21 protein-coding genes are annotated in these 25,514 nt (G+C 49.1%); 4 read left to right on the top strand and 17 right to left on the bottom strand.

The window, feature by feature from the left end:
• Nucleotides 1-37: 37 nt before the first annotated feature.
• The 3 genes from BM200_RS03445 to BM200_RS03435 are packed head-to-tail and all read right to left on the bottom strand — an operon-like array spanning nt 38 to nt 2,853.
• The gene (locus tag BM200_RS03445; protein ID WP_091181368.1) at nt 38-871 is read right to left on the bottom strand and encodes an amidohydrolase family protein; all 834 of its coding nucleotides are present in this window, start codon (nt 869-871) and stop codon (nt 38-40) included.
• A 16-nt stretch (nt 872-887) separates the two neighbouring features.
• Complete coding sequence (locus tag BM200_RS03440; RefSeq protein WP_091181366.1) at nt 888-1,904, bottom strand: zinc-binding alcohol dehydrogenase family protein; 1,017 nt, start codon at nt 1,902-1,904, stop codon at nt 888-890.
• Between the two features lie 13 nt (nt 1,905-1,917).
• Nucleotides 1,918-2,853, bottom strand: coding sequence for an aldo/keto reductase (locus tag BM200_RS03435; RefSeq protein WP_091181363.1), 936 nt, complete (start codon nt 2,851-2,853; stop codon nt 1,918-1,920).
• 142 nt (nt 2,854-2,995) lie between these two features.
• Here BM200_RS03435 and BM200_RS03430 point away from each other — a divergent pair, with 142 nt between their 5' ends.
• Together BM200_RS03430 and BM200_RS03425 are read left to right on the top strand one after the other, a co-directional pair.
• Nucleotides 2,996-3,859, top strand: coding sequence for a helix-turn-helix domain-containing protein (locus BM200_RS03430; protein WP_091181361.1), 864 nt, complete (start codon nt 2,996-2,998; stop codon nt 3,857-3,859).
• Between the two features lie 104 nt (nt 3,860-3,963).
• The gene (locus BM200_RS03425) at nt 3,964-4,746 is read left to right on the top strand and encodes a phytanoyl-CoA dioxygenase family protein (RefSeq protein WP_091181358.1); all 783 of its coding nucleotides are present in this window, start codon (nt 3,964-3,966) and stop codon (nt 4,744-4,746) included.
• On the opposite strand, the gene BM200_RS03420 is transcribed toward BM200_RS03425, so the two are convergent.
• The gene (locus BM200_RS03420; RefSeq protein WP_091181355.1) at nt 4,726-5,643 is read right to left on the bottom strand and encodes an AraC family transcriptional regulator; all 918 of its coding nucleotides are present in this window, start codon (nt 5,641-5,643) and stop codon (nt 4,726-4,728) included. The two genes, BM200_RS03425 and BM200_RS03420, sit on opposite strands and share 21 nt — an antisense overlap.
• 144 nt (nt 5,644-5,787) lie before the next feature.
• Nucleotides 5,788-6,615, bottom strand: a complete 828-nt coding sequence (locus tag BM200_RS03415; protein WP_245772879.1) for an AraC family transcriptional regulator — start codon at nt 6,613-6,615, stop codon at nt 5,788-5,790.
• A gap of 115 nt (nt 6,616-6,730) precedes the next feature.
• On the opposite strand from BM200_RS03415, the gene lacZ reads away from it, so the two are divergent.
• Nucleotides 6,731-9,844 (top strand): beta-galactosidase, LacZ type, encoded by a 3,114-nt coding sequence (gene lacZ / locus BM200_RS03410; protein WP_091181353.1) that lies wholly within the window; start codon nt 6,731-6,733, stop codon nt 9,842-9,844.
• Nucleotides 9,845-9,885: 41 nt separating this feature from the next.
• Here lacZ and BM200_RS03405 read toward each other — a convergent pair whose 3' ends face one another.
• Nucleotides 9,886-10,569: an HAD family hydrolase gene (locus tag BM200_RS03405; RefSeq protein ID WP_175532719.1), complete on the bottom strand. Its 684-nt coding sequence runs from the start codon at nt 10,567-10,569 to the stop codon at nt 9,886-9,888.
• Between the two features lie 177 nt (nt 10,570-10,746).
• Here BM200_RS03405 and BM200_RS03400 point away from each other — a divergent pair, with 177 nt between their 5' ends.
• The gene (locus BM200_RS03400; RefSeq protein ID WP_091181348.1) at nt 10,747-11,610 is read left to right on the top strand and encodes a dihydrodipicolinate synthase family protein; all 864 of its coding nucleotides are present in this window, start codon (nt 10,747-10,749) and stop codon (nt 11,608-11,610) included.
• 133 nt (nt 11,611-11,743) lie between these two features.
• Here BM200_RS03400 and BM200_RS03395 read toward each other — a convergent pair whose 3' ends face one another.
• From BM200_RS03395 to BM200_RS03345, 11 genes are all read right to left on the bottom strand, one after another.
• Entirely contained in the window at nt 11,744-13,714 is a 1,971-nt protein-coding gene (locus BM200_RS03395) for a glycoside hydrolase family 127 protein (RefSeq protein WP_175532718.1), read from the bottom strand.
• A 32-nt stretch (nt 13,715-13,746) separates the two neighbouring features.
• Nucleotides 13,747-14,529 carry an HAD family hydrolase gene (locus tag BM200_RS03390; protein WP_091181343.1) on the bottom strand — a complete coding sequence of 261 codons (783 nt, stop codon included), beginning with the start codon at nt 14,527-14,529 and terminating at the stop codon, nt 13,747-13,749.
• A 23-nt stretch (nt 14,530-14,552) separates the two neighbouring features.
• Complete coding sequence (locus BM200_RS03385; protein ID WP_091181341.1) at nt 14,553-15,596, bottom strand: Gfo/Idh/MocA family protein; 1,044 nt, start codon at nt 15,594-15,596, stop codon at nt 14,553-14,555.
• The gene (locus BM200_RS03380; protein ID WP_091181339.1) at nt 15,593-16,630 is read right to left on the bottom strand and encodes a zinc-dependent alcohol dehydrogenase family protein; all 1,038 of its coding nucleotides are present in this window, start codon (nt 16,628-16,630) and stop codon (nt 15,593-15,595) included. Before BM200_RS03380 ends, BM200_RS03385 begins: the two co-directional genes overlap by 4 nt.
• 72 nt (nt 16,631-16,702) lie before the next feature.
• Nucleotides 16,703-17,713, bottom strand: coding sequence for a LacI family DNA-binding transcriptional regulator (locus tag BM200_RS03375; RefSeq protein WP_091181336.1), 1,011 nt, complete (start codon nt 17,711-17,713; stop codon nt 16,703-16,705).
• Between the two features lie 106 nt (nt 17,714-17,819).
• Complete coding sequence (locus BM200_RS03370; protein WP_091181335.1) at nt 17,820-18,653, bottom strand: carbohydrate ABC transporter permease; 834 nt, start codon at nt 18,651-18,653, stop codon at nt 17,820-17,822.
• A complete protein-coding gene (locus BM200_RS03365) occupies nt 18,650-19,555 on the bottom strand; it encodes a carbohydrate ABC transporter permease (protein ID WP_091181332.1) in 906 nt (301 codons plus the stop codon). Before BM200_RS03365 ends, BM200_RS03370 begins: the two co-directional genes overlap by 4 nt.
• A complete protein-coding gene (locus BM200_RS03360; protein ID WP_091181329.1) occupies nt 19,552-20,973 on the bottom strand; it encodes an ABC transporter substrate-binding protein in 1,422 nt (473 codons plus the stop codon). Before BM200_RS03360 ends, BM200_RS03365 begins: the two co-directional genes overlap by 4 nt.
• A gap of 313 nt (nt 20,974-21,286) precedes the next feature.
• A complete protein-coding gene (locus BM200_RS03355; protein WP_091181326.1) occupies nt 21,287-22,447 on the bottom strand; it encodes a MalY/PatB family protein in 1,161 nt (386 codons plus the stop codon).
• Between the two features lie 136 nt (nt 22,448-22,583).
• Nucleotides 22,584-24,122, bottom strand: coding sequence for a gluconokinase (gntK, locus tag BM200_RS03350; protein WP_091181323.1), 1,539 nt, complete (start codon nt 24,120-24,122; stop codon nt 22,584-22,586).
• Nucleotides 24,123-24,145: 23 nt separating this feature from the next.
• Nucleotides 24,146-25,507, bottom strand: a complete 1,362-nt coding sequence (locus tag BM200_RS03345; protein WP_091181321.1) for a GntP family permease — start codon at nt 25,505-25,507, stop codon at nt 24,146-24,148.
• Between the last annotated feature and the right edge of the window lie 7 nt (nt 25,508-25,514).

Raw genomic sequence — 25,514 nt, 5'->3', positions numbered from 1 at the left:
CAATCCGCTCCCTTTCGATAAATTGCAGTCTATCATTCTACGAACCAATACGGTAAAATCTTTCGCAATTCTCCCCTAATGCAAGCGACCTTTCCTTATCGGTGAAAGCGTTCAAGTAATGCTTCACGATATTCATTGTCTGCTCGTAAGTACCGCTAAGCGTGCAAACCGGCCAATCAGAGCCAATCATCACTCTGTCTATTCCGAAGCATTGGATAACGGCATCCAGGTACACCGCAAAATCTTCTTCCTTCCAATTGCCCCACTCCGCTTCCGTCACCATGCCGGAAAGCTTGCAATAGACATTGGGATAAGCTGCGAGTTTTGCCAGATCCTGTGCCCAGTGGCTGAATCCTTTGCCCGCGATATCCGGCTTGGCAATGTGATCAAGGACAAACGGCTGGTTTGGAAACTTCTCCACCAGCTCCGCTGCATACGGCAGATGCTTCGGAAACAGGAGCAAGTCATAGGTTAGACCGTATTTCTCAAGGGCCGAAATGCCGTTCATAAAATCTTCTCTTAACACAAAGCGGTCATCCGGTTCATCATGCACCACGTGACGGACACCTTTGAGCAGAGGATGAGTGCTGTATTTCTCCAATTGCTGCCCGATCTCCGGTGAGCACAGGTCTACCCAGCCAACAATTCCTTTAATTTCAGGATTCTGCTCGGCGAGTGACAGCAGCCATTCTGTTTCCTGAAGCGTCTGTCTGGCTTGAACGGCAATCGAGCCGTCGAATCCGCTCTCCTGCAATAAGGGCAATAAGTGCTGCGGTAGAAAATCGGTCTGAATCGCCTTATGCTTTCCGGACATCCAATCATAATCCTGTTCGTTATATATCCAGAAATGCTGATGGGAATCTATTCTCATACAATTTCTCCTTTCCCTATGGAAACTCAATCATCGCTTTAATCACTTTGTTTGCCGGATCCAGCCAGGAATCAAAATGTTCGATCATCTCATTAAACGGCACCTGATGAGTAACATAACTATTTACATCAATACCGCCGGCACGCAAGACGTCAAGCACATGCTGACAATCTTCCTTAGTTGCATTGCGGCTGCCCATGATCGTGAGTTCGCGTTTATGGAACTCGGAATCATCGAAGGAAATATGTCCTTTGACCAAACCGACATATACGAGCGTACCGCCATGTGCCACGTACTGTACGGCTGCAGACATCGAATTCGTATTGCCGGTTGCATCAAACACGATAATGGGATAATCGCCGTTTGTCAGAGCTTCCAGCTGTGCGGTCGGATTGTCCAGCGCATTAACGGCATGATCTACCTTTGCCCATTGTTTGCAAAATGCCAAGCGCTCGTTATTGACGTCCATCGCAATGACATTCGCACCGGCATGCTTGGCAAGAGCCATAATGCCAAGTCCGATTGGACCTGCCCCAATCACAAGTGCCGTGTCTCCTTTTCCAAGTCCCGAGTGACGGACCGCATGAGCCCCGATGCTGAATGGTTCAATTACAGCAGCCTGCTCCAGGGTTAACCCGTTCGTATTGAGCAAATGCGTAACCGGCACGGAGATCTTCTCCCGCATGCCGCCATCGGCATGTACGCCTAATACTTTAATGGATGTACAGCAGTTTGTCTTGCCGTTACGGCAAGCGACACATTCTCCACAATGCAGATAAGGAATGACGCTGATCTGATCACCCGCTTGAAAGCCTTCAGCATTGTCTCCGATCTGTTCAATAATGCCCGACAGCTCATGCCCGAGAATACGGGGATAGCTGAAAAATGGCTGATTTCCTTTATAAGCATGCAGATCTGTCCCGCAAATCCCGACCCGCTTTATTCGCACAATGGCTTCGCCCTCTGTAAAAACCGGCTCCTCGAGCTCCAGAAGCTTAAACTGCTCGACCTGCTCGCATACAATCCCCTTCATCGTGTTTGCTCCTTTATCGCTCATTATAAAAAGGAATACCGCTTTCCCAAGTCTGATCCAAAATAGGCTTAAGAATTTCTCTTACTTCCTTCAGCAGCTGCACATTAATAGGTTCATCCACCCAGAGAGCGTTTTTCACAATATTGGAAGGATTAGCCGTGCTGACCAATGTTGTCGGAATCCGTTCGTTCATCGTAGAGAACTGGACCGCCAGCCGGGCAATATCCTCGCCTTGCGCCGAGCAATACTCGGCTGCCTGCTTGCAAATGTCCTTTACTTCCTGACTGGCTGGATGCCACTGCGGCGTGCCGCGTGTTCCGAGCAACCCCATGGATAACGGAGATGCATTAACAAGCCCGATCTGCTTCTCTTCTATTAATGGCAGAATTCTCTCGAGCGTCGTATCATTCAAGGAATAATGACAATACGAAATGATCGCATCAATCTCGGCGGTAGGCAGGAACTCTTCGAACACGCTCAGCGGAAGACCGCAGATGCCGGTATTGCGGATTTTTCCGTCTGCTTTCAAACGCTGAAGAGCAGGGATCGCTTCCTCGTATATAATGGCAGACTCTACAAATTCAATATCATGAAGGAACAGAATATCCAGGTAATCCGTATGCAAACGCTGCAGACTCTCTTCTACGCTGGCGATAATCGTACTGCTTCTGAAGTCAAACACATCCGCCCCGTATCTCCCCGCCTTCGTCGACAGGTAGAAACGGTCACGCGGTACGGTCTGGAGCGCCTTGCCTAGCACAGTCTCTGCTTTCTTCAGCCCGTAATAAGGCGATACGTCAATGAAATTAATGCCTGCATCCAAGGCGGTATGGACCGTTCGAATGCTTTCATTATCATCCGTTTCGCGGAATACGGAGCCAAGAGAAGATGCGCCAAAGCTGAGTGCCGACACTTCCAGGCCGGTCTTGCCAAGCTTTCTATATTTCAATGTGATTTCACTCCTGCCCCAAAAAGGTTTGTAACTCTATATTACATCAGCATAATCACACATGAAAACGCTCTATTCCTGTTATTTTATGCTCTAATTTGCTATTATCTAGATTATCAATACGAGGAAGGGGGAAGCAGCCGTGCAAGCGTTACACAAACGATTCGAGGACTCTGACAAATTTCCGTTCAGCCTGGTCTATCAGGATACGAAATCCCCCCAAAGCGAGCTGCCTGACCATCTGCATGATTGGTACGAGATTGTTTATGTTTACTCCGGCAAAGGCACCTTTTTCATCAATCACAGCTTTTACGAAATGAACCCCGGTGATGTGTTCCTGATTCCGGGCAATACGGTACACCGAGCCTTTCCGGATGAGCTTACTCCGGTTACCTCCAGCGCAATTTTCTTCGCCCCCCGGCTGATCCAGCCGATGGAGTTTGGCGAATCCTATTCCCTGCTGCGCTGCTTCGAGCAGGCCAGGAAAAGCAAAAGCTATAAGCTGGAGCCGTCACAGGACGAACATATGATTTTCTCCCGGATAATTGACGTAATGAACGAGGAATGGATGAACGAGCTTCCAAACTACCGTGCGGCTATCGTCGTCAGGTTGTATGATTTCTTAGTAACCTTGAACCGGATGGGCTTGCCGGAGATGGAGCAGCAACGAAGCTCCAGTACAGAGCCTTCATGGATTCGATCCATCCTGAATGATATCGAGGCTAACATTGGCGTTAGCGAGATGAGTCTCTCCGACCTTTCTGCCAAAGCGGCGGTAACGTACGCCCATTTCTCCCGGGTATTCAAACAATATACCGGCATGAATGTAAGTGAATATATTCTCATTAAGAAAATCATGCTGGCGAAGGAAAAGCTCATGCTGACCGATGATACGATCAGTACCATTTGTCTTGCGTGCGGATTTGAAAGCGAATCTTATTTTTATAAAAAGTTTAAGCTGATTACAGGTATGACACCTGTGGCGTATAGACGGAGCTGCCGTTAACATTGGCGATTTCCCCCTTATTTTTCGGTCGATTCACCAAGAAAAAGAGCTGTCCAGCTTATATGCTAATGGTGAAATCACACGACAAGAAAGGGTGACAATTCATGTTGGATAACACCGTACAATTAACAGATGAGCAAGTGCGCTATTATCGTGAAAATGGATTTGTTCAAGTCGATCAAATATTGTCTTCGGAAGAAGTTGAGGAGCTTCGAGGTTATCTGGAAGAAACGATGGGGGTACAAAACGGGAGATCCACCCAAACGGCAGCTTCCGGGGATTTGTATTACAGAGTGTTGAATCAACGGGTTAATACGTGGAGGGATCATGGAGGCATGGCCCGGTTTGTATTGTCCCGCCGGTTTGCCGACGCTGCCAAGCAGTTATGCGGAGCGGATGGTCTTCGTTTGTTCCACGATCATGCCTTGCTCAAGATGCCCCAGGATTCAAAACCAACCCCTTGGCATCAGGACTTGCCATACTGGCCGATGAATGAGCGAGGCGCATTAACCATATGGATCGCGCTTGATGATGTGGACGAGAATAATGGATGTTTGATGCTGGTTCCCAAAACGCAAAAGATAAAAAACTTAAAGTCGATTGATCTCGTCAATCCTGAAGATATTTTCTCTGACGAGGGAGCCAAGGATGTTGACCGCAATACAGCAGCCATTGTCCGGATGAAGGCTGGCAGCTGCAGCTTTCATGACGGTCTTACCTTCCATTACGCTCATGCCAATCAGACCGATAAACCGCGCCGGGCGCTCGCGATCATCTATATGCCGGACGGCACGACGTACAGCGGCGCCAACCATGTATGTACAGACGGACTGGGGCTAGCGAAGGGTGATGTGCTTGCGGGCGGATTATTCCCTAAGCTGGCTTGATTCGGAGCTTTCTCTCAACCGCCTTCTATATTGGCTTGGCGTCTCTCCCGTTATCTTTTTAAATATATGATTGAAATGGCTTAAGTCTTCATAACCCGTATCCATCGCAATCCGGGCAATCTTGTCGCTCGTCGCCTGCAATAATTGTTTGGCAAGCTGAATGCGTTCCGCGTTGCGGTATTCCACGAAAGACATGCCGGTAATTTGACGAAACAGGACGGTAAACTTGCTCTGACTCATCCCTGCCATCTGGCTGATTTGTTCCAGCGTAAGCGGACGAGACGGATGACGTTGAATGAACTCGCAGATCCGGCCCATCATTTCCTGGTCGCCATCAATGGAAGTCAGGGAATGCTTCCGATTGCTATCATACATTCGGCTGAGGATAATAAATAATTCTATCAGTTTGGATTTGATCAGAAATTGGTATCCGCTTTCTTTACGCCGATACTCCTTAATGAGTTGATCAATTACCCCCCGAATGTCGAGTAATTGCCTGGGAGACAAGGTCAGCTTCGCTTGAAAGGATACGTCGGAACGAAGAAACGGCTCCATATAATAGAATTCGATAAAAGAAGTTACGCCTGACAGCACGGCCAGCTCCCGTTCGAGCAGGGATGGAACGAATAATACATTCACGACCTCCATCCCTTCACGGTGATCGATGGAATAAGCATGATCCATCCCCGGCTCTATGATGAACACATCACCTGCGGCGATCGAATAGGCGTTCCCGTCATATTCGTGAATACCTGCACCCTGATTAATAATGACAAGTTCTACGAATTCATGCCGATGCAGCGCAATCATCGTTCCTTTGTTCAGTTGGTAGGGTTCAATATGGAATAAGAAGTTTTTGCTCTCCAAATGCTGATCGCTCTTGAGCTCAATGATCATATCATCCCCCGTGAAGTTCCTGGATCACTCTCGTGATGCAGGAATTTTCTCATGCCGATTCCAGCGGAACGCTCTCATTTGCAATGGCTTTGTAACCCCTTACAAAATCAACAATACGTAGTTTCAACCCTTCCGTCAATGAGATTACTGAACTAAACCATGCAGCTTTTTGAACGCTTCGGGGTTCATCCCAGTCAATCTTCGGAAAACCGCGCCGTAATAGCTGGAGCTCTCAAATCCTACTCTTCCCGCAAGCTCGTACATCCGCATATTCGGATATTGAAACATAAGCTGCTTGCTTCTTTTAATACGCTGCTGATTGATATACTCCATCGGCCTGATATTCAGCGTTTGTTGAAAGATCCTGCACAGGTATTGCGGCGTAACGGATGCCACTTCAGCTAACTCAGCCAGCGATAAAGCTCTTTGCAAATTGCTCTCAATATATTGCAGTACAGGCTTAATGCGGTCAAACTCTTGGTCCGAAGAAGATGGCGACAGCAATATATATTTCAGATCGATAAGAAGACCATATAGCAGCTTCGATCGTTCGAGATTGGCTTCCTGCTCATTGTCCATGTCAAGCGTTAGCATCTGCTCCAACGGCTTGATCAGCTTGTTCGCTTTTAACCTGCCCGTGCCGGATTCGCCAATTCCGACAAACAGCAGCATCTGCTGGGCTTCGCGACCGTTAAACGAAACCCAGGATACCTTCCACTGCTGATTAAGAGGCCGGTAAGAGTGCGGGGTATCCGGATAAAGAAAGAAGACATCTCCCGGTTCTACTTTATAGGACTTGCCATTTACAATAACCTCACCAAAGCCATCTAGAACTTGATGCAATTGATAGTCGGGAAAGCCTTGGGGGCGTTCTGTTTCAATCTGATGCTCCCAGTAACCAACCGTCGTTGCATATAGGGGAAGACCGGAAGTTTCATCCTGTGAGCAAAAGATATAATTACCTTCCATCATAAGAAGCCCTCGTTTCATATTTTTAGAGACGAATGTAATATCCTTATATTTTATAAGTATACGTTCCTCTTTATAATATGAATATACTATCATTGAATTTTAGGAGTTGAAAATTTTGAGATCCAAACTTAACTATCAACCACCTGCAAACGGCTATCCGGAATGGAATAATAACCCGGAGATCTTCCAGCTCAACCGTATTCCTGCACACGCTTCCATGATGTCTTACAGCTCTCTGGAAGAAGCACTGGCTGGTGACAAATCTGCTTCTGCGCGCTATCTTTCCTTGAACGGAATCTGGAAATTCGCCTTTGCGGAAGTCCCGGAGAAACGCATTCACAATTTCTATCAAAAGGATTTTGATGCCGGCAGCTGGGCGGATATGCCTGTCCCTTCTCATTGGCAGTTCCATGGCTTTGATTATCCGCAATATACGAATATTCGTTATCCATGGGCTGAATCGGAGCCGGATTTATTGCCGCCTTTTGCCCCTACTAAATACAATCCGGTTGGTTCTTATATCCGCACCTTCAATGTCCCGGAGTCCTGGAATGGTCAACCTGTTTATCTAAGCTTCCAGGGTGTCGAATCTGCCTTTTATGTATGGCTGAACGACGAGCTTGTTGGTTATAGCGAGGACACCTTCACACCAGCCGAATTTGACATTACCCCTTATCTGATCGAAGGCGAGAATAAGCTTGCGGTTGAGGTTTACCGCTGGTGTGACGCAAGCTGGCTGGAGGATCAGGACTTCTGGCGCCTTAGCGGTATTTTCCGTGATGTATATTTGTATACAAAACCTAAGGTTAACATTTCGGACTTCTTTGTGCGCACCAATCTGGATGAACAGTACCGGCATGCAGAACTGAATATCCAGCTTACGCTCGAAAATTACTATAACGATGCTGCTGACAGTATCCGTGTTGAAGCACAGCTGTACGATGCCAAGCGGCAAGCGGTATGGCAAGAACCGGTGGTGGCAAACGATTCTTTCGTCAGAGACGGAGAGCATCAGCTTCTGCTGTCCGGGCATGTAGATAACCCGCTCAAATGGAGTGCTGAAGCTCCTCATTTGTATACCCTTGTTCTCTCGCTGACGAATGAAGACGGCCTGATTGAAACGCATAGCAGCAAGGTTGGCTTCCGGACATTTGAATTGAAGGACGGCTTGATGCAAATCAACGGCAAGCGAATTCTCTTCAAAGGCACTAACCGCCACGAGTTTTCCTGCGATACGGGCCGGGCATTAACCAAAGATGATATGATCCGGGATATCAAGCTGATGAAGCGCTATAACATTAATGCCGTCCGTACCTCCCATTATCCGAATCAATCGGTCTGGTATGAGCTTTGTGATGAATACGGACTCTATGTCATTGATGAGACAAACCTTGAGACCCATGGTTCATGGCGTTATGCCCAGCAGGATCTGCCCGCTCATACGGTTCCGGGCAGCCATCCGGAATGGCGTGAGAATGTGCTTGACCGATGCAACTCGATGTTCCAGCGAGACAAGAACCATCCTTCAATCGTCATCTGGTCGCTCGGTAATGAATCCTTTGGCGGAGATAACTTCATTGCGATGCATGATTACTTGAAAGAAGTAGATCCGACAAGACTTGTACATTACGAGGGCGTTTACCATTACCGGCCGTCTGAGGCTGCATCGGATATTGAATCGACGATGTACGTAAAACCTAACGAGGTTGAGCATTATGCGCTTGGCAATCCCAAGAAGCCTTATATCTTGTGCGAGTACTCCCATGCCATGGGCAATTCGAACGGCGGTCTTCATAAGTACATGGAGCTGTTCGACAAATACGATATTTTGCAAGGCGGATTCATTTGGGATTGGGTCGATCAGGCGATTCGCACCACAACAGCAGACGGGGTTGAATATCTCGCTTATGGCGGAGATTTCGGAGAAACGCCTCATGACGGCAATTTCAGCGGAAACGGATTGTTATTTGCTGACCGGACGGTCACTCCGAAGCTGGATGAAGTGAAGAAATGTTATGAGAATATCGACATTTCATTGATTAATCTTGCGGATCAGACGGTTAGCATAAGCAATAAACACTTGTTCACCGATCTTGCGGAATACGATCTGAAATGGAATGTACAAGCAGAAGGGCAGACAGTACAGGAAGGTCGCCTTAAAGTTGCGCTGGCACCGGGCGAGACAACGAAAGCGACTATCCCTTATTCCGCTTCGTTTACCGATCAAGAAGCGGTGTTGACCATTTCCTTCGTTCTGCCAGAAGCGACCAAATGGGCAGATGCCGAACATGAAATGGCGTGGGAGCAATTTGTACTTTCACCTCTTGTGACTAAGATTAATCATAACAATGACAAAGCGGATACTGCTCCATTGCAAGCCGAAGAGCAACCGGAAACATTATTGATCCGTAATCAGCAATTTGCGGTTACATTCAGCCGCTTATCCGGCGACATTGTATCCTGCCAATCGGGTAATACGGAGCACTTGCTTGAGCCGGTGCGACCTAATTTCTGGCGTGCAGTGACAGATAATGACTTGGGCAACAAAATGCCTGAGCGCTGCGCAATTTGGAAGGATGCCGGAAGCACGAAACAGCTCGTTCATTTCTCTTGGACAGCAGCACCCGACCAATGCCGAATTTCAACCGTGCATCATCTTACAACCAATCCTGTCTCCACCTTGAACATCGACTATACCGTTCATCAAGACGGCTCGATTGACGTCAACGAACAGTTGCTGCCTGGCAGCGCCAAGCTGCCTGAGATTCCGGAATTTGGCATGTTATTCGTGCTTAACGGAAGTTTGGATACGATCAACTGGTACGGCTTAGGGCCGCATGAGACCTATTGGGATCGTAAATCCGGTGCCAAATTAGGAAGCTACAGCGGTAAGGTTGCGGATCAGTTCGTTCCCTATTTGCGTCCTCAAGAATGCGGCAATAAGACCGATGTTCGTCATGCACAAATTACGAATGGTACGAGCGGAAATGGCTTGCGGTTCCATAGCGCCGCGGTTATGGAAATCAATGCGTTGCCATGGACGCCGGCAGAGCTCGAAGCGAATGATCATCCGTACAAGCTGCCTCGTTCATCTAAAACGGTCGTACGCGTGAACGACAAACAAATGGGCGTTGGCGGCGATGACAGCTGGGGGGCACCAATTCATCCGGAATACAAGTTATTCGCCAACCGGCCGTATAACTTCGCATTTACTATTTCACTAATCTAAGGCAAAAAAAATGACCATCCTTCGGGATGGTCTTTCTCATTCTAGTCCCTTATCAAATCCACTAGCTCGGAAGGCTGTCTTAGCTTCTTATATCCCGTGATCTTGCTCGCTCTATCCTCAGGAAGAAACCATGCGGCATGGTAAGCCGTCATACCGAAGCTAGATGCTCCAGATAATTCATTAGAGCCCCCATCTCCAACAAATACGGATTCAGACGGGGACACACCAAGTCTTTTACAAGCCAGCTGATAGATTAGAGGCTCAGGCTTTGCTGTGTTGACGGCATATGAAAAGATCACGTCATCAAAATATGGAGCTAAGGCGCTGATCTCCCATGCCTTCACTTCTTCTGGCGTACAGTTACTAACGAGACCAATCTTCATCCCCGCAGAACGGAGCTGCCCAAGCATATCCAGAATTGAAGGATCTATCCCGTTAAAAGGAATCGTCTTTGATGCAATCCTCTCATCATGTATGTTATCGATAGTCTCTTCGGACACTTCATGTCCAAGCGTATTCAAGATATCTTTTAATACCGAGGGAAAGTCCGGAAAGGTTCCGTTCATTCTATGCTCTTGTCTGCTCCTCCACTCTCTCTCGAATAATGTGGAGTCGATCCCCAGTTGCGCTACAAAGTGGTTGGAACGCGGGGCCTTTCGGATGCCATTCTTAAACTCGGTGATTAAAGTCTCAAACAAATCGAAGAACACTGCTTGATTTCTCAATAGGATCCCTCCAGATAGGCATCTTCATTTAATAGAATTATAATTTTTGAATAAACCAATAACAACAGCAACATTTAAAATACACATTAGCGAAAGGCTTTTCTATCGATCGCCCAATATGCTACTATAGCGAAAAAGAGCCACAGTGTTTACTTAATAGAGGAGGCTGCAACAAGTATGGCTCCGTTCCGTTTCTCGCCTTACAGCGTCGCAATGATTACACCTTTCGAGCAGGATGATACCATCGATGAACAAGGCATTCACCGCATGGTTCGCTATTACATGGATCATCAAGTACCTGCCCTGCTCGTTAGCGGTTCAACCGGGGAGCAGCATTCCTTATCCGTGGAAGAACGAATTACGATCTATCAAATGATCAGACAAGCTGCACCGGAGCAGCTGCCCTTATACACAGGCGTTGCAGCGATCCGTACTCGTGATGCAATCCGACTGGCTATGGAGGCTAAGCGGACTGGGCATTCCGCTATTATGCTCGGTTTCCCGCCTTATGTCCGCCCAAGCCAGCGTGAAGCTGCCTTGTATGTTGAAGCCGTTTGCTCTGCAACTTCACTTCCTGTTATGCTGTACAACAACCCGCTTCGGACGGGTTTTCATCTGGAGTTGGCAACATTAATAAGTCTGGTAAGGAAGTATCCGCAAATTACTGCCCTTAAAGAGACCGGAAGCCCGGACAGCGTCATCCGTGTTAAGGAAGAACTGGGAGCAGATTTTCAGATCTTGTCAGGGATTGACACTACAATCACTGATTATTTTGCAAAAGGCTATGACGGTCTGACAAGTGTAGCCGGTAATCTGTTTCCTATCGAAATGAACGAAATCGTTCAGCTGCTCGGTTCTGGACAACAGGCAAAAGCAGGGTTAAAGCTAAAGGCACTTCTACCTAAGTTGGAGCTGCTCGGAAGCATCGGCTGGATTAGAGTCATTCGTCATTCTTTTGCTGCTCAAGGCATCATCTCCGGCGGTTACCGCGAGCCTCTCACTCCATTAACGGAGGAGGAAGAAGCTGCTCTCCGTCAATAACACACAAGGGTTTTGGCTCGCGCAAGTATGTAAAAGAACTGATCTATAAAAATAGCGTTGCAGAGGACTATCCCTGCAACGCTATTTTTTGCTTTTGATCCTTTGCTGTTTTCTACAGAGAGGATTCTTTCATTTATTCGATTGTCCGATACAGCTTATTCTCCCAGCCTTCCTGCTGAGCAGGATGATCATGCTGCAGCCAGAGAACCATCGTTCCCCGGGAACGGTTATTCCAATACGGGTATGGAATCGCCGTTAGCGGACTACCCGCCTCATCCGTAGTCCGGACAAGTACCGCACCGTCAAAGAACGTGGCATCATATTCCGCTTCGAACACCGGATTCAGCGGCAGCTTGCGTTCCATGTGGTTCTCGCGCAGCGCTTCACGGGTATATAGAATGGTTCCGTTTACGTACTTCTCATTATCTACCGACTCCAGACAATAAAGTACCGGTCCACGCCGGATTGCCGCTTTGTCTGCATGCGTCGTTACATTGGGATGAACCTCTACCAAGTGAACAGGCATCTCAAGGTCCAATTGGATCGTGTCTCCCGGAGACCACACTCGGTTCAACACCGCATACCCATTCTCCAGTTCGAAGCTGACGGCTTGATCATTCACGCGAATCGCATACTGCCCGCTCCATTCCGGAATGCGCAGCCGGATCGAGAAGGACGCCTCCCGCTCTGGCGTAACCGTAATGCCAACCGCTCCCGCCCACGGATAGTTCGTTTGCTGCTTGAAGCTAACGTGAACTTCACCAATTGTCATCTGGCTTTCGCTTCCGATATACAGATTAACGAAGGCTCCTTTATGATCATAAGCATATATATAAGAGGCCAACTCCGGAAGGATCTTAATAATCATCGGCGGGCAGCATGGGCAGGAATGCCATTCCCAGCGGTTATGGCCTCCCTTGCTGACAAGCGGATTCTCGTAGAAATATTTGTGGCCGTCAATCGAGCGGCCGGCGAGTACAATATTGTAGAGAATCGTCTCCAGCTTATCTATATAGCGGCTCTCTCCTGTAGCAAGAAACAGATTCCAGCTGAAGAAGCCCATGCCTGCGCCTGCGCAAGTCTCCAAATAGCCGTTGTCCGGCAATTCGTAGTTCGCGCCGAATTTCTCGTCATGATGAACGGCTCCGACACCGCCGGTAATATGGGATTTCTGGTAGGAGATATTGTCCCATAGTTTCTTCGCCGTTTCGAGATAAGGCGCTTCGCCCGTACATAGATAGAGTGCTGTCAGCCCCGCATACAATAGCGTTGCACGTACCGCATGTCCTACCGCTTCGTCTTGTTCCAGCACCGGCTTATGATCCTGCGCATACTCCCCGCCATGCGAGTATCTGCCTTCATGATTCCCTCGGTTATGAATCCAGAACGTGACAAGCTCCAAATATTCCTGTGCCGCAAACGGAACTTTCATAGCCGCTCCAAGCACCGGCTCATCGAGAGCCAATTGATACAGCTTAAGTACGGCTTCCTCCGGCAGCGAGTGGGCCGGGACGATATTCCGTTTTGGCGGTGGCCCCATTATCTCGCACATATGGTTCGTAAATTGGACAGCTGCTTTAAGCAGAGTTGTTTTACCCGTTGCCTTGTAATGATGGACAGCCGCTTCGACCAGACAACCGGCATTGTACACATCATGCTGCCATCTCAGGAATCCGCCGTTCTCCCCCCAGCGCTGACCTGGGCGGTCTAGCATCGTATACGTGTTGATGTACCCGTCATCACCTGCCGCTTGCGCGCGGACAATACGATCAATAATATCATCTACTCGATGATCGAGATGCTCATCGTAAGAAGAGGCCAATATATCGGAAATGCCACGGATCGTTTCATAGACAAGGCCGTCGAACCAAGGCTCGCCGGAGTGGAATCCATTCTCTCCCTCCGCTACGAAATCAAAATTCCGCAAAGCACCGTCGTTCTCGAATTTATTTAGAAGGTCATAAGAAGATACTTCACGAAGCACTTTCAATTTGGGTCCCCAGAACGCATCCTGGATTTGAACAGATTGAACAGGCACATTTCTAACAGCCTGATACTTATAAATGGTTGGCTTCTTATTCAGCTGGGTTGCTTTGATAGACAAAACTCTGACACCCCTTTTGCTTGGAATTGGATTCAAACCGTTAGCAAATCATGTATAGCTTGACCTACGGTTTCTGCCTGATGCGTTGCCTTTGCAAGGACTGCACCGTGCGAATGAGTCATCGCAAAGCTTTGGGAGCAAATACGGAACATAGCCAGGTCGTTGAAGGAATCGCCAATACATGCCGTTTCATCCCTGCGGACTTCTAATAATTGCATCAACGCTTCCACAGCCGCTCCCTTATCCACTCCGCCAGGCATGACATCAATGCCGTCAGGATCGGAAAAGGAAGCTGTTATCCGGCTTCCGAATTGTTGATCCAGCTCATCGAGCATCCGTTCAAGAAGCGGTACCTCCCCATAGATTGAAAACTTCGTGATCGGCATGCCGCTTGCCATATCCGCTATCACATCATGGTTCTCGATTAATGGAGTCAAGAACCGCTGACCTACCCGCTCTGTTTCCAAGGTTTGCTCCGCAACATAATTGCCTTCACTGCCGCAAATAACAGTAACCAGATCGGCCGGTGCCGTCTTCTGCTGTACGTCTAATGCCAATTCAGATGAAAACTTGCTTTCCTGAATAACCGTTCCCCTCGGGTCAACAATGCCTGCGCCGTTCTGGCAAATCGCATAGCAAGGAACAGCGAGCAGCTCCATGACAACCTTGATTTCTTCATACATGCGGCCCGATGCCAGACAGATGTGAACACCTTGCCGGTGAGCCAAGCGGATGGCATCGATATCTTCCTTGCGAATCTGCTTGCTCCTGTCCATTAAGGTGCCGTCAATATCTGAGACAAAAAGCTTTATCAACGTCCATACACCTCATCGCCTATTTAGATCTTGTCATTTACACGTACCCTGCGCCCCTGCTGATAAGACTCAATTGCAGCGTCAGCAATTAAGAGCGCCCGATAACCGGCCGACGCATGTACCGGAGGAGCCTCGCCATCACGAAGCGCACGAAGCAATGCATCCGCATGCTTATCAAATGTGCGGTGGAATTCACGGTCCACATCGTTGAAATATCCGGCTTCCCAGCTTTCTCCGACTTCGTTGCCCGCAGAATGGAAGGTATATTTTTTCACCGTATCCTGAATAACAGACCTGCCCAAGGAGCCGTTAATCTCTACGCGGTGAGTGTCCGGATAAGCATAGGACGAATCATAACTGCCTACCAGACTGCCAACCGCCCCATTCGCGAAGCGCAGCGCAAGTGAGAGAGTACGGTAGCCGCCCCCTGTCTTATCCGTCATTTCTGCCATCACCGATTCGATCGGTCCGCATAAATGCTCCAGCATATCGAAGCCATGGCATTGCGTTTCAATCAGATTGGCATGCGGATGGTCACTGCTGCCTTCTCCCCCGAATCTCCAGGTGGCGAAGGAAAGCTCTCCGAGCTTTCCTCCCTGAATTGCCGCATGAGCAAGCTCAACAGGCTTTGCGAACCGGTGATTGAAATTGATTGCGAAGAATACGTTTCTCTTGGCTGCTTCATTCAGAAGAATATCGGCTTCCTTCCGATCAAAGACAAGCGGCTTCTCTACCAGCAAGGGAAAGCCCGCCCGTATAACCTCAAGTGTAGCTTCGAAATGCCCCTGATTCGGAAGACACATGCTGACCAGATCGGGGGTCTCCCGCTCCAGCATATCCGCAATCCGGGTATACGCTCTTGTTCCGTATAACTCTGCTTTCTCTTCTGTCCGTGCGGCATTACGACCAACAATGGCGCAAAAGTCCACATCGGGCCTTGCTTCCCAAATCCGGGCATGCTGCATCCCCCAGCTGCCTGCTGATTGAAATCCTTCCGACCTGCCGTGAACACTTACGGATCCACCGGCGCCAATTAATGCGACTTTCAGCTTTTTGCTTTCGCTCATTGTTCAATTAACACCTTTCCGGTATTGCCCTCAAAGAACAGCTCGTAGGCTTCCTGAATCTGGTCCATGCCGTACCTGTGCGTAATAATCTGCTGCAGATAAGGAAGATGCTTAAGAATAAGGTCATGATTCTCTGCCAGCTCATTGTATTGGAAATATTCGCTGCCAAGCACGGCACGCTCAGGCGCAATGATATCATTGGAGATGCCAAGGTTCAGCTCTTGGCCATGGCCCACGCAGATCAGAACCCCGCGCTGGTTAAGCGCATCAAGGGATGTTCGTCGTCCGGATGTTTTGCCGCTTGTATCGATGGCAATGTCGACACCTTCAAGACCAGCTTCCCGAATCACCTCTGTGACCGAACGGTTCGAGAGCTGGACCGGAATCGCTCCCATCTTCTCCGCTAGCTCCAGACGATAATCAACAAAATCCATAATAAATACCGGAGTCTCTTCACCAAGCAGCAGCTTCGCCATCGCAAGGACTCCAAGTCCAATCGGACCCGCACCGGCTACCAGCACGGATTGAATATCCGGATGAACCAGCTTGGCGCGTTTAATCGCGTGACCGCCAGTCCCCATAATGTCGAGCAGCATGGTTGCCTCGGTCAGCGGAATAGATGGATCTACCGGGAAGAAGACATTCTCGTTAATGACGATATAAGGAGCGTATCCACCGTCGTGGGTAAAGCCGTAATCCGCTCTCTTCTGAAGGCACTGGTTCGTGAAGCCCAGCTTGCAGCTGCGGCATTCCCCGCAGAAATCCATCAGGAAGACAACGCCATGCGTTCCGATTGCGGTTGTTGCCCCTTCGCCAGCGCCGACGACAATACCGGCAGCCTCATGGCCGGGAACTGTCGTGCTGCCATCATAATACTGGCTGCGGTCAGAACCGCAGAGAGCATTTGCCTTCACCTGAAGGAGCAGCTGACCTTCGCCCGGTGCGGGTACAGATTTCTCACCATATTCGATTTTCCCTTGGCCTACAAATAGCGGAATGTTCATTGTTTGTGGTACATGGATTACTTGACTCATCTTCTCCATCTCCTTAACCGTTCACATTATCGTTCATGTAATAGGGTGCAAAGGTCCGCCTCCAAGCGACTTTTACTTGGTGCTTTCCCTTAAGACCAGCTTTGTATCAATAATCTCATTAAATTTCCGGGTTGACTCCGGATGATTAATTTTATGCAGGACAATATCAACAGCCCGTTTGGACATTTTGCCCTTGGAATTGCTTACCGAAGACAGCTGGAACGGGATAAAGATCCGCGACTGGATGTTATCGAAGCCAATTACCGAATAATCGTCAGGCACCCGGTATCCGTTCTTGCTTAATACATATGCCGCTTCCCAGGCAATCACATCATTAAAAGCAAAGATGCCAGTGAACTCTGCCTGCTGCTCAATAAGCTGTTTGACGACCGACCTTGTATCGCCGGCAGTAGCACCGACTTCAATAATTAACTCTTCGTGCACCTGCAGTCCTGCTTCCTCATGGGCTTTCTTATAGCCTTCCAGCCGTTCTTGCGCACTGGAAATCCGGATTGGACCGTTCAGGAACAGCACTCTCTTGTGACCGTTATCGAGCAGATGCTTGGTTGCGAGGTATCCGCCCTTCTCATCATCGCAGATGACATAATCGAACTCCGGCTCATCCTTGAATCTTCTGCCGATCAGCACGAATGGAACGCCGTTCTTCTGCAGAAACCGGATATTTTCCGCTCCCCGCTGGGAAGGACAGATAATAATGGCGTCTACATTTTTACCGATTGCCGTGTAGATCGCCCGTTCTTCCATCTCGTAATCGTCTTCCGTATTAATAACGAAGATGGTGTAAAGATGCTTGCGCGCCGACTTCTCAATCTCCTTCACCATAATGCCGAAGTGCGGATTGGCTACATCGCTTACTATAACCGCAATCGTGCGGGTCAGCCCTGACCGGAGCGAACCGGCAAGCGCATTGCCGACGTAACCCATTTCCTTGGCCAAATCTTTGATCATCTGCCGGGTAGAAGCAGCAATGTCCTCTTTATCCTTAAGTGCTCTTGAGATGGTATTGACCGAAAGTCCGGCTTTCACCGCCAGATCCTTCAGTGTGACTTTCCTGCCTTCCATGCATTCTCCCCCAGCACCTGAGTGTCTTTGCTAGACTCTCTTTTTGATAAATAGATTAGCACTAGAAATTTTTGGAGTCAATTGTTGTCCAGAGGAGAACTGTTTCTTAGCCTTTCAGGCCGGTCATGACAATCCCTTCTACAAAATACTTCTGGCCGAGGAAAAAGACGAGCATGGCCGGCAGAAGCACAACCGTTGTAGCTGCCATCATTAAATGCCACTGCGCATTATACATCCCTTTGAAGGTTTGAAGCCCTAAAGCAAGGGTATATAATTTCTCGTCACTCAGGTAAATAAGCGGTCCCATAAAATCATTCCAGCCATTCAGGAATGAGAACAATCCCACAACAACCAGAGCAGGAACAAGCAGCGGCAGCATAATACGGCTGTAAATCCGGAAATAGCCTGCTCCATCTACAAGCGCAGCTTCGTCCAGCTCTTTCGGAATCGTCATAAAAAACTGCCTTAATAGAAAGACGTTAAATGCTCCCCCGCCAAACCATGCCGGCAGTGTCAACGGTATAAACGTATTAGTTGCCCCCAGCTTCGCCCAGCCGACATATTGGGGAATAAGCGTAACGGCTCCTGGAAGCATCATGCTGCTCAAGATGACCATAAACACGATATTCCGGCCCGGCCACCGCAGTCTCGCGAAGGAATAGGCACAGATGGAGCTCGACAGCACAACCCCGGTAACCTCCAGTACAACGATAATCAGCGTGTTCAGAAAATACCGGTTAAACGGCAGGATCGTCATCGCCTCTCGGTAATTGCTGATCAGCCAATCATTGGGAGTCCAGATCGGCGGGATTACGAAAATATCCGACTGATCCATCACCGAGCTGCGGAGCAGCCAGTAGAAAGGAAACAGGCAAAGACAGGTTCCGGCGGCGAGCAGCAGGTAGATGAGCGATTTGGACAGCAGTCTGCTTCTGATCATCTTTTTCCCTCGCTTTCGCTGTACACCCATAAGGCGGACGTCTTGAATACCATCATCGTCAATACCAGTATGATCAGGAACATCACCCAGGCAATCGCCGAGGCGCTGCCCATACCGGAGAACTCAAACGCTTCGCGGTATAGATAATAGGAGTAGAACAACGTCGCGTTATTGGGTCCACCCTGCGTCATAATGTATGCCTGCCCGAACACCTGAAAGCTTCCGATAAACCCCATCACCAGATTGAAAAAGATCGTTGGCGTCATAAGCGGTATCGTAATAAAGAACAGCTTATGCAGCCAGTTGCCGCCGTCCACCTCCACCGATTCGTACAGATGCTTCGGGATACCCTGAAGGCCGGCCAGAAAGATGACCATCGTGCCTCCAATCGTCCATAGACTCATTAACACCAGAGAGGGTACGGCCAAATTCTCGGAATAAATCCATTGCAGTCCCGGTATGCCAAACACCTTCAGCAGTTGATTAAGCAATCCAAGATCCGGATCAAACAGCCACAGCCAGATCATTGACGAAGCTACAGCGGGTACAATGGTCGGCATATAAAAGATCGTCCGGAAGAACGCTTTGCCCCGGATTGGATGATTAAGCAGCAGCGCCACCATAAAGGCCAGCAAGATCTGCAGGGGAACGCTCAGAATGACATAATAGGCGGTAACACCAAGCGACTTATAGAATAACGGATCTGTACCGTCGAATAAGTTCGCGTAGTTACCAAAGCCAATAAACTTCAAAGGAGTGATGACATTGTATTCCGATAAGCTGAAGGTAAAGCTGGCAATCATCGGCCCCAGGACGAAGATGATAAAACCGGCAATAACCGGTGATGCGAACAGAAGGCCAGCCCGGGCTTCCTTATTCCATAGCTTCCTCCCGGTGATCATCTCTCCGTATAAACCCCTTTCAGCTCTTTTTCCACTTGAGGCTTAATCTTGGTCAACGCTTCCTGGGCGGTTGTCTTGCCAATCCAGACCTGTTCTAGCGCCGGATCGATAATGCTGTTGATTTTGGACAGATTCTTCACGTAATACGAGGTATTCGGAAAGCCGTTATCGAAGGCATTTCGCATGACAGCATCCTGGTAGCCCTCCGGATGTGCTGGGTTACCTGCCGCCCATTTCGCGACCAACTCTTCATTCTCGTACCATTTCTTCAGGACGGGCATCCAAAGCCCGCTCGTTTGCAGCTCCAGCGTATTCTCCGGATTCATCATCCACTTGTACAGCATCCAGGCTTCATCAGGGTGTTTCGTATCCTTGAAAATCACGATTGGTTCGCCCAGCGTCATAGTGGCCTTGTTCTTCATTACCGGAACAGCGCCAATGCCGAAATCAAGCTTCTTCGCTGCACCCAGATCAACGAGGCTCCACTGGCCGTCGAGCGTCATGGCTACCTTGCGGGATGATAGCGCGTTGGCACCGGAAGGTATGTTTTTCGATTGGGTCGGCGATGGAGCGACGTGATACTTGTTAATCAGATCGGCCCATTGCTGAATCGCTTCGGCAGCCTCCGGGTCAGAGAGCTTAAATTCCGTACCGTCTTCATTCACAAACTGACCGCCGTTTGACACAACGCCATTCATATACGCCCATAGCGGCATCGTGACGCCGAATTGCTTGATTGCTTTTGGATCAAAATCCGGATCAAGCGCATTCCGCCCCTTCTGGTCCAGCGTCAGCTTTTGAGCCGTCTCTACAAATTGATCCCAGGTGTATGCCTCGTCTGCTTTCGTTGGGGGAAGCGCCAGTCCGGCATCCGTAAAGGCTTCCTTATTGTAGAACAGGGCGAAAGCTTCAAGCGCTCCGTTGACTCCCGCAAGCTTCCCTTCCTCCCAGTAGTACATCGTGTTCGGAAGAATATCGTTCACGCTGACATCCGGATCATTCGCTAGAAAATTCATGATGTTGTAGATTCTTCCCTGCGAGGCCCATTCCAGAGCAACATCACCATTAAGAAGTCCGATATCAGGCATCTGATTGGATGAGGCCATCGTTGTCAGCTTGGTCGTATAGGAATCCGGGATATGAAGCGTATTCACCTTGATCCATGGATACTTCTGCGTAAAAGATTTAATCGCCGCTTCCTGTACCTTCTTCTCGTTCGGGCTGCCCCAGAACGTATACCTCAAGGTGACCGGGTCATGCTTCTCCGGTTCCGTCGTGCTTGCCGCATTGCTTGGTGTGTTGCCGGATGTTTCCTTAACCCCTCCATTGCCGCTATTTCCACTATTGCCGCTGCAACCTACCATCATTACCGAAAGCGCTATCATTGTTGCAGATGCTAAACCAATTGTTTTCCTCATAGACTTACCTCCTTCAAATTGGTTAAAGATCCCCACTCTTTTTTTCAACCAATGATGCAAGTCAAGATGAACGATACCATTCATGATTTGAGGAAAGCCTTCACCTCCATTTACGTTAACATTATCGTTAATGTAGCTTACAGGGTCATTATAAGAGCATTAAGATAAAATGGTCAATTATAGAATTCGGACATCCAATATCGATCCATCATGTGTATAATGTCGCGATTACGGAGGAATAAAATGGTTTACAACAAAATAAAAAGCCGTTTCCAATTCGGCAAGATTGGAAACGGCTTTTAGGATCGATTGCTTATTTTATAGCTTTTACCACTTGTTCAAGTCTTTCCAATCCGTCTGTTAATACGGCCCGGGTGCAGCCAATGTTGATGCGGATGAAACCATCGCCAGACTTCCCGTAGATAGAGCCTTCGTTAATCCTTAGGCCCGCTTCTTCAAGCAGTCTGCGGCTAAGCTCCTCCGAACCGATACCAACACTACTGCAGTCCAACCACATTAAGTACGTCGATTCAGGTGTGATCACCTTAAGCTCCGGAAGTTTATCCTGAACAAAGGAAAGGAAGTAATCACGGTTCGACTTCAGATAAACCAGTAATTGATCTAACCACTCTTCTCCCTCGTTGTATGCTGCAATTACCGCTTCGATCCCGAATACATTCGGATCATGCAGCCCGTTTACATGCAGGGCATGTATTAATTTCTCCTTATGCTCCTTGTCAGGAACAATAACGTTAGCCATCTTTAGTCCGGCCAGATTAAAGGTTTTGCTTGGAGAGGTGCACGTAATCGCGTTCATCCGGTCGACAGAAACAAACGGAACGTATGGCTGCCCGTCAAATACGAGGTCTCTATGGATTTCATCTGCTAGGACGAGAACATTATGCCTCAGGCAGATGTCGCTTAATCGTTCAAGCTCCTCCTTGCGCCACACCTTTCCAACAGGATTGTGAGGGTTGCACAAAATAAACAGCTTGACCCGTTCGTCAGACGCCTTCGCCTCGAAATCTTCAAAGTCAATCTCATAGGACGCGCCATCGTTAATCAGTTCATTCTCCACGATCTCGCGGCCGTTATTCGTAACGACTATAGAGAAAGCGTTATAAACCGGAGTTTGAATCAGCACCTTATCTCCAGCGACCGTAAAAGCTTGAATGGCTGCAGACAGCGCCGGTATAACACCGGGAGTAAACGCAATCCATTCTTTTTCAATCTCGCAATGATGCCGATTCCGCCACCAGTTTATCTCTGCCTCATAATAGGCATCCGAGATATGAGCATAGCCGAATATGCCATGCGCAAGCTTTTTTTCCATAGCACGAATGATCGGATCTGCTGCCTTGAAATCCATATCTGCAACCCACATAGGGATTATATCTTCATGTTCTTGTGAGGTATCCCACTTCGTACTGTTTGTATTTCTTCGGTTAACCACTTCATCAAAATCATACTTCATCTTGCAAGCCACCTTTTCTGTTCACAACTTCTGTCAAAGATATAATATCACAACTCCCGCAAGCTATGTCCATCATGAACCGCCATAATCCATTAGAAACAAAAAGGAAGCCCGGTTATCCAGACTTCCCTCCATCTTACATCCATTTTTTCTGATAGGCCGCAATTTCCTTGTATTCCGAAGTTAGCAGTCTCGATATCCGGACATAAATCCGGCTCAGCTCCTTATACCGCTCGACATTTCCTTGTTCAGGCTGATGCTTGTGGGACGTCCCCATCATACTAGACACCACATGAAGAGAATCGACTTCACCGATGCTGTACAAGCCCAGGATAGCCGCACCAAGACATGAACTTTCAAAGCTTTCCGGAACATGGACCTCCTGCTCGAAAATATCCGCCATCATTTGCCGCCAAAGCTCCGAACGGGCGAAGCCGCCGGTCGCCTGAATTTTCGTCGGATGGCCAATCAGTTCCTCCAATGCCATATACACCGTAAACAGGTTGAAAATAACACCCTCCAGCACAGCCCGGATCATATGCTCCTTCTTATGCTGCAGACCAAGTCCAAAGAACGAGCCTCTTGCGTTGGCATCCCACAGCGGTGCTCTTTCGCCAGCCAGATAGGGATGGAAGAGCAGCCCATCCGCACCGGCTGGTACACGAGCCGCAATCTCTGTCAAAATATCATAGGGATCTTTGCCAAGACGCTTTGCCGTCTCTGTCTCCGACGAGCAAAGCTGGTCGCGCAACCAGCGGAAAATCATTCCGCCGTTATTGACCGGTCCGCCTATTACCCACATGTTGTCGGCAAGCGCGTAGCAGAAGATACGTCCCTTCGGATCGGTGACCGGACGGTCCGTTACAGCACGGATGGCGCCGCTTGTGCCGATCGTAACCGCAACTGTTCCCGGCTCAATCGCATTAACACCAAGATTGGATAATACACCGTCGCTTGCTCCAACAATGAATGGCGTAGAGGCAGGCAGTCCCATTTCGGCAGCCCACTGCGCCTCCATTCCCTCCATGGCATAAGTCGTGGGCACAGGCTCGGATAGTCGATCGGGCGTAACGCCAGCTACCCGCAGCGCTTCTGCATCCCATGTGAGCTGCGATAGATTAAACAGCCCGGTTGCCGATGCAATGGAATAGTCGATGACATACCGTTTGAACAGCTTATAAAATACGTATTCCTTGATGGAAATAAACTTATGGGTACGGCCGAAAAGTTCCGGCTCCGTGTCCTTAAGCCAAGCAAGCTTGGACAACGGGGCCATCGGATGCAGCGGAGTGCCCGTGCGCAGATAGATTTGATGCCCGTTCATCTCGTTCTTGATTCGTTCCGTCCAGAAAGCGCTGCGGTTGTCCGCCCAGGTGATGCAGCGCGTCAGTGGGCGGCCTTCGCCGTCCACCGCGATAACGCTGTGCATGGCCGAGCTGAACGACACGCAAAGTACGCCTTCCTGATCTACGCCGCCCAATGAAACCACTTGCTTAATGGTGCCAACAACCGCACGGAAAATCTCATCCGGATCCTGCTCCGCAACATCCGGCTTTGGCGAGAACAGCGGATATTCGATCGTATGGGTTGCAATAACGCGCCCGCCTTTGTCGAACAATACCGACTTCGTGCTGGTTGTCCCGATATCTGTTCCAATTACATAAGAGGAAGCCACAGCTGCGTTCTCTCCTTTCTATCCTAAACGACCGTATTCAAAGCCATAATGAGGACAAGCGCAACAACTGAAATAATCGTCTCGAGCGCTGTCCATGTCAGCAATGTTTCTTTGACCGACATTCCGAAATATTCTTTAATCAGCCAGAAGCCGGAATCATTCACATGGGACAAAATAAGCGATCCCGCACCCGTTGCGAGTACAAGCAGCTCTACGTTTGTTCCCGGCATAGCCGCCGCGATTGGCGCAACGATGCCGGCTGCCGTCATCATCGATACGGTAGCGGAGCCTGTTGCGATACGGATCATCGCTGCAATCCCCCAGCCAAGCAGGATCGGAGATACATGTGACGACGTAGCCAGATCGGCGATGTAGTCACCGATACCGGAATCAAGCAGCACGCGGTTAAACGCTCCGCCCGCACCAATAACAAGCAGAATCGTTGCCGTTGGCGCCAGACAATCGTTCGTGAATTTCAGTACTTTCTCGCGGCTGATTCCGCGTGCGAAGCCTAAGCTGAAGAACGAATATACCGTTGCAATCAGGAGCGCTACGACGGGGTCACCGACAAATTTAGCAGCGAGGAACAGAGTATCCTCCTTCGCAAGCGAACCGCTCTCTACGAAGACATCCGCGAACGTTGCAATCAGCATCAGGAATACAGGAATCAAGATGGTAATTAGCGTGTTGGCAAAGCCCGGCAGCTCGCGATTGGAGTCCGTTTCGGCAAGCTGTTCACCCATTTCCTTAGGTACTTCCTTATGAATCCGTTTGCCAATCCAGCTGCCATACACAGGCCCTGCAATGATAGCAGTCGGAAGGCCAACGATAATGGAATACAAAATGGTCATGCCAATATCCGCGTTAAAAATACCAACGGCAGCCATTGCTGCCGGATGCGGCGGCACAAGACCGTGCACGACGGACAAGCCGGCTACCAGCGGTACGCCGATTTTGACGAGCGATAGTCCCGTCTGTTTGGCAATTGTGAAAATGAGCGGTACCAGCAATACGAAGCCGACCTGGAAGAAGACTGGAATACCAACGATAAAAGCGACAAACATCATCGCCCAATGGACTCTCTTCTCCCCAAACACGCCGATTAGCGTCCGGGCGATCCGCTCGGCCCCCCCGGATTCGGCCATCATTTTCCCGAGCATTGTGCCAAGTGCGAGGACGATCGCCAGAAACCCGAGCGTATTCCCCATCCCGGTCTTGATGGAATCAATTATTCCGGTCTGATCCTCCGTGGCCACAATCGGCATGCCTGCCGCAAGTCCCGTCCCGATCGCCGTAATGATAAGGGCGACAAACGGATTTAGCTTGGCAACCGTAATGAGGAGCAGCAGCACAACAATGGCCGCAAGTACGATAAATAACAACATGATGTAA

The organism is Paenibacillus catalpae (genome assembly GCF_900112695.1).
Classification (GTDB): Bacteria; Bacillota; Bacilli; order Paenibacillales; family Paenibacillaceae; genus Pristimantibacillus; species Pristimantibacillus catalpae.
Note: the sequence above shows the minus strand (reverse complement) of the source record. Positions and strands in the feature narration are given on the sequence as shown.

Excerpts from the sequence above, each read along its gene's own strand:
- BM200_RS03425 (WP_091181358.1), top strand. The coding sequence starts at position 3,964 with ATGTTGGATAACACCGTACAATTAACAGATGAGCAAGTGCGCTATTAT.
- BM200_RS03365 (WP_091181332.1), bottom strand. The coding sequence starts at position 19,555 with ATGATCACCGGGAGGAAGCTATGGAATAAGGAAGCCCGGGCTGGCCTT.
- BM200_RS03375 (WP_091181336.1), bottom strand. The coding sequence starts at position 17,713 with ATGGAAGGCAGGAAAGTCACACTGAAGGATCTGGCGGTGAAAGCCGGA.
- BM200_RS03415 (WP_245772879.1), bottom strand. The coding sequence starts at position 6,615 with ATGATGGAAGGTAATTATATCTTTTGCTCACAGGATGAAACTTCCGGT.
- BM200_RS03420 (WP_091181355.1), bottom strand. The coding sequence starts at position 5,643 with ATGATCATTGAGCTCAAGAGCGATCAGCATTTGGAGAGCAAAAACTTC.
- BM200_RS03355 (WP_091181326.1), bottom strand. The coding sequence starts at position 22,447 with ATGAAGTATGATTTTGATGAAGTGGTTAACCGAAGAAATACAAACAGT.
- BM200_RS03385 (WP_091181341.1), bottom strand. The coding sequence starts at position 15,596 with ATGAGCGAAAGCAAAAAGCTGAAAGTCGCATTAATTGGCGCCGGTGGA.
- BM200_RS03445 (WP_091181368.1), bottom strand. The coding sequence starts at position 871 with ATGAGAATAGATTCCCATCAGCATTTCTGGATATATAACGAACAGGAT.
- BM200_RS03440 (WP_091181366.1), bottom strand. The coding sequence starts at position 1,904 with ATGAAGGGGATTGTATGCGAGCAGGTCGAGCAGTTTAAGCTTCTGGAG.
- BM200_RS03400 (WP_091181348.1), top strand. The coding sequence starts at position 10,747 with ATGGCTCCGTTCCGTTTCTCGCCTTACAGCGTCGCAATGATTACACCT.
- BM200_RS03370 (WP_091181335.1), bottom strand. The coding sequence starts at position 18,653 with ATGATCAGAAGCAGACTGCTGTCCAAATCGCTCATCTACCTGCTGCTC.
- BM200_RS03345 (WP_091181321.1), bottom strand. The coding sequence starts at position 25,507 with ATGTTGTTATTTATCGTACTTGCGGCCATTGTTGTGCTGCTGCTCCTC.
- BM200_RS03380 (WP_091181339.1), bottom strand. The coding sequence starts at position 16,630 with ATGAGTCAAGTAATCCATGTACCACAAACAATGAACATTCCGCTATTT.
- BM200_RS03360 (WP_091181329.1), bottom strand. The coding sequence starts at position 20,973 with ATGAGGAAAACAATTGGTTTAGCATCTGCAACAATGATAGCGCTTTCG.